This window comes from Rhodopseudomonas sp. B29 (assembly GCF_000333455.1).
In the GTDB taxonomy this organism is placed as follows: domain Bacteria; phylum Pseudomonadota; class Alphaproteobacteria; order Rhizobiales; family Xanthobacteraceae; genus Rhodopseudomonas.
The window spans coordinates 20840-32737 of the sequence record NZ_BADD01000050.1 but is presented as its reverse complement, the minus strand read 5'-3'; the positions used below and the strand labels follow the sequence as shown (position 1 = coordinate 32737).

General features: G+C 63.5%; 9 protein-coding genes. 3 read left to right on the top strand and 6 right to left on the bottom strand.

Going from position 1 to position 11898, the window contains the following annotated elements; all coding sequences use genetic code 11:
• Window positions 1-60: 60 nt before the first annotated feature.
• Window positions 61-2730 (top strand): error-prone DNA polymerase, encoded by a 2670-nt coding sequence (locus I5M_RS01630; RefSeq protein WP_376738652.1) that lies wholly within the window; start codon window positions 61-63, stop codon window positions 2728-2730.
• A gap of 110 nt (window positions 2731-2840) precedes the next feature.
• Here the strand turns inward: I5M_RS01630 and I5M_RS01625 are convergent, their stop codons facing one another.
• From I5M_RS01625 to I5M_RS01605, 5 genes are all read right to left on the bottom strand, one after another.
• The gene (locus I5M_RS01625; protein ID WP_040771515.1) at window positions 2841-3635 is read right to left on the bottom strand and encodes a helix-turn-helix domain-containing protein; all 795 of its coding nucleotides are present in this window, start codon (window positions 3633-3635) and stop codon (window positions 2841-2843) included.
• Window positions 3636-3769: 134 nt separating this feature from the next.
• Window positions 3770-4231 carry a hypothetical protein gene (locus tag I5M_RS01620; RefSeq protein WP_148287807.1) on the bottom strand — a complete coding sequence of 154 codons (462 nt, stop codon included), beginning with the start codon at window positions 4229-4231 and terminating at the stop codon, window positions 3770-3772.
• Window positions 4232-4302: 71 nt separating this feature from the next.
• The gene (locus I5M_RS01615) at window positions 4303-4986 is read right to left on the bottom strand and encodes a Fe2+-dependent dioxygenase (RefSeq protein ID WP_022719805.1); all 684 of its coding nucleotides are present in this window, start codon (window positions 4984-4986) and stop codon (window positions 4303-4305) included.
• 5 nt (window positions 4987-4991) lie between these two features.
• Window positions 4992-7391 carry a TonB-dependent siderophore receptor gene (locus tag I5M_RS01610; RefSeq protein ID WP_022719804.1) on the bottom strand — a complete coding sequence of 800 codons (2400 nt, stop codon included), beginning with the start codon at window positions 7389-7391 and terminating at the stop codon, window positions 4992-4994.
• On the bottom strand, window positions 7388-8455 hold the full coding sequence (locus I5M_RS01605; protein ID WP_022719803.1) for a tetratricopeptide repeat protein: 1068 nt from the start codon (window positions 8453-8455) through the stop codon (window positions 7388-7390). Before I5M_RS01605 ends, I5M_RS01610 begins: the two co-directional genes overlap by 4 nt.
• Window positions 8456-8697: 242 nt before the next feature.
• Between I5M_RS01605 and I5M_RS01600 the strand changes: the two genes are divergently transcribed.
• A complete protein-coding gene (locus I5M_RS01600) occupies window positions 8698-9150 on the top strand; it encodes a hypothetical protein (protein WP_244431903.1) in 453 nt (150 codons plus the stop codon).
• 158 nt (window positions 9151-9308) lie between these two features.
• Here I5M_RS01600 and I5M_RS01595 read toward each other — a convergent pair whose 3' ends face one another.
• Window positions 9309-10205, bottom strand: a complete 897-nt coding sequence (locus tag I5M_RS01595) for a LysR family transcriptional regulator (protein ID WP_022719801.1) — start codon at window positions 10203-10205, stop codon at window positions 9309-9311.
• A gap of 103 nt (window positions 10206-10308) precedes the next feature.
• On the opposite strand from I5M_RS01595, the gene I5M_RS01590 reads away from it, so the two are divergent.
• On the top strand, window positions 10309-11883 hold the full coding sequence (locus I5M_RS01590; protein ID WP_031334982.1) for a proton-conducting transporter membrane subunit: 1575 nt from the start codon (window positions 10309-10311) through the stop codon (window positions 11881-11883).
• Window positions 11884-11898: the final 15 nt, after the last annotated feature.

Below are 11898 nucleotides of genomic sequence, written 5' to 3'. Positions count from 1 at the left end.
CGATAGATCGGCCGTCGGCTGGAAGCAATGCTGAGCGGCATCTCAAGCCCGCCAGTCGAAATGGCACGGCTGTTCCGTCATGATCCCGACGCCATCGCCGAAACACTACGCTTCGCCGAGCAAATCGATTTCTCACTCGATCAGCTCAAATATCAATATCCCGACGAGCCGGTGCCGCCCGGCAAGACGGCGCAGCGCCATCTCGAGGATCTGACCTGGGCCGGCGCGCACAAATACTTCCCGGTGCGGATCCCGCCGCGCACCAAGAAGGTGCTGCACAAGGAGCTGCGGCTGATCCGCAAGCTGCGTTACGCGCATTACTTCCTCACCGTGCACGACATCGTGCAGTTCGCTCGCTCGCAGAACATCCTGTGCCAGGGTCGCGGCTCGGCGGCGAATTCGGCGGTCTGCTACGTGCTCGGCGTCACCGCGGTGAACCCGACCGAGGTCGATCTGCTGTTCGAGCGCTTCATCTCCAAGGAGCGGCTGGAGCCGCCGGATATCGACGTCGATTTCGAGCACATAAGGCGCGAGGAGGTGATGCAATATGTCTATCGCCGCTACGGCCGCCACCGCGCCGCGATCGTCGCCACCGTCATCCACTATCGGCCGCGCTCGGCGATCCGCGACGTCGGCAAGGCGCTGGGGCTGACCGAGGACGTCACCGCGGCGCTCGCCGACACCGTCTGGGGCAGCTGGGGCAAGGGCCTCAACGACATGCAGGTCAAGCAGGCCGGGCTTGATCCGGCGAATCCGATGATCGCGCTGGCGGTCGAGCTCGCCACCGAGCTGATCGAATTTCCCCGGCATCTGTCGCAGCATGTCGGCGGCTACGTGTTGACCCAGGACCGGCTCGACAGCTACGTGCCGGTCGGCAACGCCGCGATGGCGGACCGCACCTTCATCGAGTGGGACAAGGACGATATCGACGCGTTGAAGATGATGAAGGTCGACGTGCTGGCGCTCGGCATGCTGACCTGCATCCGCAAATGCTTCGACCTGATCGACGCCCACAAGCGCGAACGCTGGACGCTCGCCAGCCTGCCGCGCGAGGTACCGGAAGTTTACGACATGCTGTGCCGCGGCGAGTCGCTCGGCGTGTTCCAGGTCGAGAGCCGCGCGCAGATGAACATGCTGCCGCGGCTGAAGCCGCGACGGTTCTACGATCTCGTCATCGAGGTCGCGATCGTGCGGCCCGGCCCGATCCAGGGCGACATGGTGCATCCTTACTTGCGCCGGCGTAACAAGCAGGAAGACGTCTCCTATCCGTCGCCGTCGCCGCAGCACGGCGACAAGGACGAGCTGCGCCGCGTGCTGCACAAGACGCTCGGCGTGCCGCTGTTTCAGGAGCAGGCGATGCGCATTGCCATCGAGGCGGCGAAGTTCACGCCCGAACAGGCCAACGGCCTGCGCCGTGCCATGGCGACGTTCCGCAATGTCGGCACCATCGGCAAGTTCGAAGCCATGATGGTCGAGAACATGGTGGCGCGCGGCTACGAGCGCGTGTTCGCGCAGAACTGCTTCGAGCAGATCAAGGGTTTTGGGTCCTACGGCTTTCCCGAAAGCCACGCCGCGAGCTTCGCGCAGCTTGTCTATGCGTCGTCATGGCTCAAACACGTTCATCCCGATGCGTTCTGCTGCGCGCTGCTCAACTCGCAGCCGATGGGCTTCTACGCGCCGGCGCAGATCGTCGGCGATGCACGGGCCAACAAGGTCGAGGTGCGGCCGGTGGACGTATCGTTCAGCGAAGGCCAGTGCACGCTCGAACAACCAACCGGCAAGTATCACGCAGTGCGGCTCGGCTTTCGCATGATCGACGGCTTCCGCTGGGCCGATCCGGACGAGGAGCGGGTGCGGCGCGAGGCCGGCGAAGCGCCGAGCGACGACTGGGCTGCGCGCATCGTCGCGGCGCGGGCGAGGGGGCCGTTCAGTTCGCTCGAGCAGTTCGCCCGCATCACCGCGCTGCCGAAGCGCGCGCTCATTCTACTCGCCGATGCCGATGCGTTCCGCTCGCTCGGGCTCGACCGCCGCGCGGCGCTGTGGGCGGTGCGGCGGCTGCCCGACGACGTTCCGCTGCCGCTGTTCGAAGCCGCCAGCGCGCGCGAGCAGGAGGACGAGCGCGCCGCGCCGCTGCCTTTGATGCCGATGGCCGAGCACGTCGTTGCCGATTATCAGACGGTGCGGCTGTCGCTGAAGGGCCACCCGATGGAATTTCTGCGCGCGCTGTTCGCGGCCGAGCGGGTCGTGACGTGCCGCGACGTCTCGCAGTCCAAGCAGCGTGCCAACGGCCGCTGGATGCGCTGCGCCGGCGTGGTGCTGGTGCGGCAGCGGCCGGGCAGCGCCAATGGCGTGATCTTCATGACCATCGAGGACGAGACCGGCATCGCCAACATCGTGGTGTGGCCGGCGGTGATGGAGAAATTCCGCAAGGAAGTGATGGGCGCGCGGCTGGTGCTGGTCGAGGGCAAGGTCCAGGCGAGCCCGGAAGGCGTGGTGCATCTCGTCGCCGAGCGTCTGATCGACCGCAGCCATGAGATGGGCCGTCTCGCCGAAGGCCTGGTCCGCCCCGCGCTGCCCGATGGCACCGACCTCTACGAGCAACTCACCTCCGAAAAACGCAACTACGAAGCCCTCAACGGCGACCGCCGCGACACGCCCGACACCCCCGCCCAGCGTCATCGCCACCCCCGCGACGTCCGCATCCTGCCGCCGTCGCGGGATTTTCATTGAAGGGGGCGTCCAGTTGTTTCCACCCAAACGTAGCAATCGTCGCCTGAGTGTCGGGCCTCAGTTGTACGTGCCGTCGGTTGTCCGAGACCTTGAAGATTGCCTCTGATGAATCAGCCGCTGACGCGAGCCAGCCGCTGTTCCGCCAAATAACGAACGGGTGGTGCCCCGAGCGTTTTCCGAAACATGTTCACAAAGCTGCTGGCGTTTTCGTAGCCGAGCTCGAGGGCGACCGTTTTGACGCTGTTACCACTCGCCATTCCTTGCAATGCGAGGATGACATGAAGCTGGTGCCGCCACTGCCCGAAACTCATGCCGATCTCTTGAATCAAGAGGCGGCTCAAGGTGCGCTCGCTCATGCCGAGCGTGCCGGCCCAATTCGAGACTGAAGTCTTTGCGCTCGGCTCGGCGATCAACATTTCGGCCAGCCGCCGCAGACGTGCGTCTCGGGGCATGGGTAGACTCAAATTCCCCACGGGCGCGTCGGACAATTCGTCCAACAGGGTCATCACCAGTCGATCCTCGCGTCCTCCGAGCGGATAGCACTCCGGAAATTGCGCAACCTTGAGGATCAATTCCCGGACGAGCGGTGATATCGACAGCGTGCAGCACGTCTCGGGAAAGTTTTTGACCGCATTTGGCTCGAAGTACAGGCAGTGGCATTCCAAAACGCCATCGCCGCGGGCCGAGTGCGCCAGCTGACCCGGAATCCACAGAGCGCATCCGGGCGGCACGAGCCAAACGGTGCCGGCCGTCTCGCAGCACAAAATGCCCCGCTGCGAGTAGAGCAGCTGAGCCTTGCGATGCTGATGCCGGCCATAGGCCCAATCATTCGACATCACTCCGCTTCGCAGCGCGACGGTGCGCGGTACAAGGTCGATGTCGGTTTCAACGGTGCGATCGAGCATCTTGCAGCCTGGCAGCATCCTATCGCCGGCGATTGCCGATCATGGTGATCCATGCATGAGCATTGCAGATCGTGCGCCTGACAGCCACCCAGGACGCCGCTTCTTTGAACGAATCTAAGGGCGTGGCGCGAGCCTCAGCCTGCGCGGATGGACCCGCCGAGAAGCTTTACGGACCCATCAGTTGCTCGCAACAGCCGCCAAGATGAGCGAATTGCGTAAAAGCCGGGCAAGGCCACAGCAATGGCTGCCGTCGCGGCGATATGAAGGCCGTCCCGCATGCCGTCGAAGACGCCTCCCAAGACGCTCAGGGCAACCAGCAGGCTGCCGAGGAGCGCGACCGCCCAATTTACAACCCGACTGGTCGTGATGAGCGGAACCAGAATCGGCACGACCCATATCGAGCACGCGACGCCGAAGTACCAGAGGGCAGTTGCATCGAACGGCGTCGATGGGCCGGCACCATCGATCTGGTGGTTGACCAATGTAAGAATTTGGATCACCGCGTAGATCGTATTTCCGAGGCCGCAGATCAACCACAGCAGTGCCACGTTTTGACGAGTGATCTGAGCCAGCAGATGATTGTTCACTTCTGTCATGATGTTCACCGATTTGAAAGACGACATTTCGAATTGAGGAGCAGCTTGCGATCAGAAATTGCCGCGCGTATTCAGAGCGACGCCAAGTGCCTCAGCAAATTGTGATACACGCCGGTCAGCATGAGAACGCCCTCCGTATCGCCGGCCAACGACCGACGCACGTCGATGATGCCGCGATCGAGATCGTAGAGCAGGGTCCGAAGCCCTTCTTCCTTGATCATCGATTGAGTCCAGAAGAACGAGCACAAGCGCGCGCCTCGGGTGATCTCGTTGACACGGTGCAGGCTTCCGGCCGGATAAAGGACCATGCTGCCTGCTGGCAGCTTGACGGCATGAACGCCATAGCTGTCTTCGACGACCAGCTCGCCGCCATCATATTCGTCGGGTGCCGACAGGAAGAGCGTCGAAGACAGATCGGCGCGCATGCGAATGCCGAGTCCCGGAACGGACCGCACCGCGCCGTCGACATGGGCATTGAAGAACATCCCGGTGTCGTAGCGATTGAAGAGAGGCGGCAGAACGCGCAATGGCAGTGCGGCGCTGTTGAACAGCGGATTGCGGCCCAGAGCCTGAAGGATGATATCACCGGCACGGCGTGCCTCGGGCGAATCCTCGGGCAGCTGAACGTTGCGTTTGGCACGGGCTGCTACCTCGCCCGCGGTCGCCCGCCCATCGATCCAGTCGGCAGAGTCGACGATACTGCGCACCAAACTGACTTCTTCGGCGGAGAGGAGTTGGGGGATCTCGATCAGCATTTGGCTCAGAACCTGGTCGCTGCGGTGATGGTGAAAGTCCGGCCCGCAACCGGGGTCGCGTAGCCGTTGCCGAACGCCGAGCCGTAGGTCAGCTTGTTCGTGAGATTCGTGATCTTGAGCGCGAGATGGTATTGATCGTTGGGGTCGTAGGAGACCATCGCATCGATCGTGGTCGCGGCGGGGATCATCATTGAGTTGAGGTTGTTGAGATAATACTCCGACCGATAGTTCAGGCCGCCGCCGACAAGAAGATGTCCCGGCACTCTCGGGATCAAGGGGGCGATGTCGTAAGTCGTCCAGATCGCGAGCCCATTTCGGGACACGTAGGGGACCCGATTGCCCGCCGCCGAGACCGGCGTGAAGGCGTTGATCGTGGACATGACAATCTTGCTGTCCATGTACGAATAGGAGGCCTGCACGTCCCAGTTGGTCGTCAGTTTCCCCGTCAATCCAAGCTCGACTCCCTGGACCTGAACCTTGTCGTCGGTCGTCGTCTGGATTCCGGATGTCGGGTCGAGATAGGAAGCGTTGTTCTTGTCGACGCGGAACAACGCTGCGGTCGCCCCAAGGCGGCCGTCGAACAGCCCCCATTTTGCGCCGACCTCATAGGTCGTATCCGCCTCCGGCTGCAGATTGGGGACCGACGGCGTCTGCGACAAACCGAGCGACGTGCTCAGTGACGTGATGTTGTTGCCCTGCGGGGTAAACGAGCGTGAATAGCTGACGTAATAGCTTTGATGCGACGTCGGCTCGAAGATCACGGAAGCCTTCGGGCTGGCGAACTCCGTTGTCGAGGAGAGCGGGGATGCCGCCAATTGGCCGTCGACCTGATAGTGATCCCACCGAACACCGGAAAGGATCGAGAGCATAGGGGTCAGCCAAATTCGGTCGCTGATGAAGGGGCCGACATCCCAGCTCGTGGCCGACAATTGATTGCCGGGAAGCATTCCCAACGTGAACCCGAGTGAATTGGAAAAGATCGGATTGAGGAGAGTCCCCGCAGGTTCGGGACCTGCGGGGAGGTAGAAGTTGGTCGTCGCATGTTGAGAATAGGCATCGAGGCCGACGACAACCTTGTGCTTGAACGGTCCCGTATCGAACAGCATCGTGGCGGTCGTCACGTTCTCGCCGCCGTAACTCGTCTGCTTGGTGCCGCCGACCGACCAGATCGAGTAGGGCGTCGCCAGTTTCCCGGCAAGAACGTCGGTCGCGCAGCTGCTCGGAAACGGGAATCCGGGCGAAGCACAGAGGGCCGGGGTGAATTTCAAGTCGCGTGTGTAGTAGCCGAACCGTGAGTCGTTCGTGATTGTGAGCCAGTCGCCGAATTCGCCCTTGTAGAGAGCGGTCACCACGTCCGCGGTGGCGTGATCACGGTCGCTTTCACGCCCGAAATAGTTCGAACGCGGAACACCGTATTCCGTCACTGGCTTGCCGACGACGCCCGGCGCGCTGACGATCGGAACGCCGAAGTCGGGGCGCTGGACGCTGTCCTGATGGAGATAGTTGACGATCAGCGACTGATCGGTGCCGAGGCCAAATCCCAACGAACCGAGCAGCCCGAGGCGGTTGGAATAGACGTGGTCGCGATCGACGACATCCTGGGCATTCCCCATGCCGATGATTCTGAAGGCGGTGGTCGCGTCGATCTGCCGATTGACATCGACGACGGTGCGCCCGGCCGGGCCGTTGCCACCCGAAGCCTCGATTGTCGATTGATTGCCGAGATGGGCCTTCTTGCTGTCGAGCTCGATGACGCCTCCCGTCGTGCCGTTGCCGAAGCTCTGCGACGACGGGCCCTTCAGGACCAGGACGTTCTCGGTCGCGAAACTATCGCGCACATAGGAGCCGAAGTCGCGCAGGCCGTCGACATAGACATCGCCTGAAGCGTCGAAGCCGCGGATCCGGAACTGGTCTCCGCTGATGCCACCGCCGCCTTCTCCGGTGGCGACGGTGATCCCCGGCACGTATTGCAGCACCTGATTGACGGTCGTCGCCTGCTGCTGCTCGATGACCAATTGCGGAATGACCGTGACGGTCTGCGGAGTACTCTGCAGCTTGTCGGACAGCCGGCTGAGGCCGGTGGTTCGCTGCAGAGAGTTTGCCGGCGAAGCAGATGAAGTCGTGGCTTGCTGCTGACGGGGCGGCTCTGCGGGCTTGGCGGCGCGATGGACCGGCCGCGCCCGCGTCGCCGGCTTGGACTCTGCAGTCGTTGCCCGCTTGCGCTTCGCCACAGGGGCTTCCACCGCGACGGGCGGAAGCACGGTCGTGCCGCCTTCAGGGGAGGCCGAATGGTCGCCGACGTGGTCCTCCGCCTTGGCGGCGGAAACGAACAGGAATCCGTTTGCCAGGCTGGCGGCTGCACCGATTCCGGAAAGTGCTGGTCTCAACGTCGAGATGATTGTCACAGAGCCCCCTCTGAGGAAGATGAGTTGATGTGGAACGGCTTCCCAAGGCGGCGTGAAATCGCACTTAGGTAGAAGGCTAAAGAACTCGTGATGCTTCGATCGGCCGACGCAGGCTGGTACGCGGCATCGGAAGCAGGTTCTTCAACGGCAAGATGTTGGAGGCGATCAGTAGCGTCGTCAGTCTCCGAAGATGACACTGCGTATTTCGCCGCTTCGGCGTACGCCTTGACATCGGCTGGACGTCCTGAAAGCGAGACGCGCCTCAAGGCTTCGAGGCCGTGCCGGCGCAGCGCGGGTTCGCTGCGCGCCAGCAACAGTGCGGCAACGCGTCTGCGGAAGCCATCGTCGCTCCGGGCGATCGATTGTTCCAGCAAGACATCCGCCGCGCCGAGGTCTCCTGTTGCATGCAGGATTGTGGCAAGGTTGAACTGAGCCCAGTGGTCGCCCAGCTCCGCTGCACGGCGGTACCAATACAGAGCACCTGTTTGATCGACCGGCGTGGCCCAGCCTTCCTCGAGAAACCGGGCAAGAGAATTCATCGCCTTCAGATTTGCCTTGGCAGTGCCGCCTTCCGCGGCGGCCCGAAACAGCTCGAAGCACCGCGGCCGGTCCGCCGGATTGCCCCTGCGCATCAGCATCTGCGCCAGGTTGACTTGACCCCAGAGGTGACCGGCGAGTGCCGCAGCCTCGAAGTTCTCGATAGCAAGTTGTGAGTTCGGCTCGACTCCCCAGCCTTGTTCGTAACAGCGACCGACCATGTTGCGCCCCTCCAAGTCTCCGGATAGGGCGGCACGTTCGAACCAGGTGAAGGCGGCCTGCGGATTCCGCGGCACGCGTTTGCCATCGAGCAGCATCTGTCCCCAAACAAGCTGTGCGGGAACGAGATCGGCCTCTGCGGCGGCTTCGATCCATCGCACTGCATCCTGGGGATTTTCGCGCAGCAAGTCGCGGAGCTGCGTTTCGGTCACACGCCGGGCCTGAATGTGCAGCTGCGGCTTGGGCAGCACCGTCGAGGCGAATGGGCTTTGCCTGTCCGATATTTTGTTGAAGCTGCGAGCTTGCATGGGGCGATCTTCAGGGCGCTTGAACGTTGCGGGGAGGCGTGATGTCGCATTATCGCTAGCGCAGCCCTGTGCGGCACCGCATCGCCCGATCCGGCCAGTCCATTGTTCGTTTCGGCCAACGGCCAAGAATACGTCCAAACGAGGGCGGGCCCCGAAGCAAAAGCCGGAGCTCGCCACTTTGTCTGTTTTGAGCAACGATTTGGCACGGCCGAGGAATGCGCCGACGCAGGACCACGCTTATCGTGACTGAACTGACACGCGCAGGGTCAGCTCCATGCGCGGATGAACCGATAGGATCGAGCATGCTCTTGGACGCCGCGACTTTTCCGATCGTGCGGATGAATTTCGCTCACGATCCAGCCGATACGCATGATGACGACTTTGCCGCGTTCGAGGCACTGCTCGATCGTGCCACGCCTTTCGTCATCATCGGGCAGGGCGCCGGCGAGGAGATCGATCATGAGCACGACCACGATGTCGATGAGCGAAGAAGGCTTGCGCTGTGGTCCAAAAAGCAGAAGCCGCGACTGCGCGCCTTCGTGAAGGCCATGATCTATGTCGAGCCGTCGACTGCGAAGCGTCTCGGCATGAAGGCCTTCCAGATCGTCTCTGAAAAGTTTTGGGGATACCCGATGCTCGTGGCCGCTTCCGACGCGGAGGCGCTCACCATGGCGCGAGGATTGTTGAAATGCTGACCCAAATGGGTGCTGATGTGCCTGTCGGGTAACGGTGCCGCTTCGACGGGTTCGTGTGCTGAACGGCAGCGCATCGCCGTCATCGCGCGACCTCCTCTGATAAGAACGGTTCACGTCATACGGCTGACTCGGCGGTGCCGATGTCAGCGCACGCGATCTCAGCCTCGCACGCCGCCGCGCTTGTCCTTGCTGTGAATGAGCTCCGCCACCAGCGGGTTCGGAAACCGCCGCTCGATCGTCACCGCGTAGAACGCTTCGGTGATGCCGGGCAGTTTGTGGGCCTCGATCAGGCGGCCCGCCGCGATCTCGTCGCGGACCACGATCGGTGGCAGCACCGCCAAACCGACATCTTCGCGAGCCAATAGTCGCATCATCGCCATGTCCTCGACCTCGGCGGCGATCTGCGGCCGAATGCCGAGCCGATCGACGAGCGCGTCGAACCCGGTTCTGATCTCGCTCCCCGCCGTCGGCACGATCACCGGATGCTGGCGCAGCCGATCGACCAGACTGCCTTTCTTGCGCAGCCGCGAGCGTGTGCCGACCAGGCTGACTGCCTGCTCGGCCAGACGGTGCGCGACGATGCGCGTCAGCTTGTCCCGCGCCGGGGCGTGATTGATCAGCACAACGTCGAGGCTCAGATCGTCGAGCGACTGCAGCAGCTCGGCCGTGCTGCCCGAGCGCAAAATCAGTTCGACATCGGCGCGGCCGAGCAGGGGGCGCAGGAACGCCATCTGAAAGTTGCGCGACAGCGTCGCCAGCGCGCCGACGCGGAGCGCCTGCCGGGCAATGCCGGCATTGCGCAGCGTGCCGAGCAGTTCGTCACCGGTCGCGATGATGGTGTCGGCATGGTCGAGCGTGATGCGGCCGGCCTCGGTCAGATGCAATTGGCGGCCTCGGCGCTCGAACAGCGCGTGTCCGATCTGCTGCTCGAGTTTCCGGATCTGCACCGATAGTGCCGACTGAGTGAGATTCAGCCGCTGCGCGGTGCGGGTCAGGTTGCCGTCGTGGGCGACGGCCCAGAAGTAACGCAGATGATTGAAATTCAGCTGGCTCATGACGTTCTAAAATAACGAACGATAACGCGAAAACAATGCATTTTATTTGCCGCTCCGGGCGGCTTATTCCCGATCGCGACGCCGCACCGTCCCGGAGAACCTTATGCCGCTCGAATTCCTGCCGCTCACCGCCCCGTTGTCGCTTCTCGCAGTCGGCTGTTTGGCAGCGCTCGCACCCAAGCGCAGGGCCCGGCAAACCGCCGTTTTGGCGGAAGCGGCAGCGCTGCTGGCCATGCTGGTGGCAACCGCGACGCTGCTGTTGCTGACGTTGCGTGGTTCTGCGACGAGCCCGCTGATCGGCGTGGCGGGTCTCGGCTTCTCGGTCCGCACCGACGCCGTCAGCGCCACCATGCTGATGCTGGTCGCCTTCGTCGGCTGGATCGTCGTGCGATTTTCCCGCAACTATCTCGACGGCGAAGCGCGGCACGGCGCTTTCACCTCCTGGCTGTGCGCGGCGCTGGCGACCGTGATGCTACTCGTCCAGGCCGGCAATCTGTTTCAGCTGGTCGTGAGCTGGATTGCGGTCAGCCTGTGTCTGCATCGCCTGCTGCTGTTCTATCCGAACCGGTTCGCCGCGCAGCGGGCGGCGCGCAAGAAGCGGCTGTTCTCCAATATCGGCGCCGTGGCGCTGCTGGCGGCGGCCGGGCTGCTGATCTTCACCTACGGGTCGGCAGATATCGCGACGATCAACGCTATGGCGCGGGCCGGCGGCGAATTCGGCGCGGCTGCAATAGCCGCGGCCGCGCTGTTGGCACTGGCGGCGCTGCTGAAGTCGGCGCAGTTTCCCACGCACGGCTGGCTCACCGAAGTGATGGAGGCGCCGACGCCGGTCTCGGCGCTGCTGCACGCCGGCGTCATCAACGCCGGCGGGTTTCTGCTGATCCGCTTCGCCGACGTGATGGTGATGGCGCCGGCGGTGCTCGCGGTGCTGATCATCGTCGGCGGCTTCACGGCGCTGTTCGGCGCCATGGTGATGCTGACCCAGCCCTCGGTCAAAACCTCGCTGGCGTGGTCGACCGTCGGCCAGATGGGCTTCATGATCCTGGAATGCGGGCTGGCGCTGTTTCCACTGGCCCTGCTGCACATCGTGGCGCACTCGCTGTACAAGGCGCACGCCTTCCTCACCTCCGGCGGCGCGGTCGATCGGGTCGCGTCGATCCGCCGGCCGGGTCCGGTCGCGGTGCCGGGCGGCGCTGCGGTTCTCCGCGCCTTTCTGGCCGCACTGGCGCTGTATGTCGCGATCGGGCTCGCCTTCGATCTGTTACTCGGCGCCGTGCACAAGCCGCCGCAATCCTGGGCACTCGGCGCGATCCTGATCTTCGGCGTCGCTTACTTGCTGGCCCAGGGACTGGCCGACTCCGCGCCGCGCATGCTGACCCGATCGACCAGCGTCTACGCGGCCGCAGCCGCCATCGGTTACTTCTCGCTGCAAAGCGCGGCCGAATGGCTGACGGCGGGCACGCTGCCGCCTGCGCCCGCGCCGGGCCGGCTCGAGTGGACGCTGATCGCGCTGACCGTGCTGAGCTTCGGTTGTGTGGCGATCGCGCAGGCACTGTTTCCGCTGTGGGCGACGCATCCGGCGGCCGCCGGACTACGCGTCCATCTGGCCAACGGACTCTATCTCAACGCAGCCCTCGATCGTGTCCTCGGCGGCTGGTTTGTCCGCAAAGTGTCGTGACCCATAGGAGCAGGC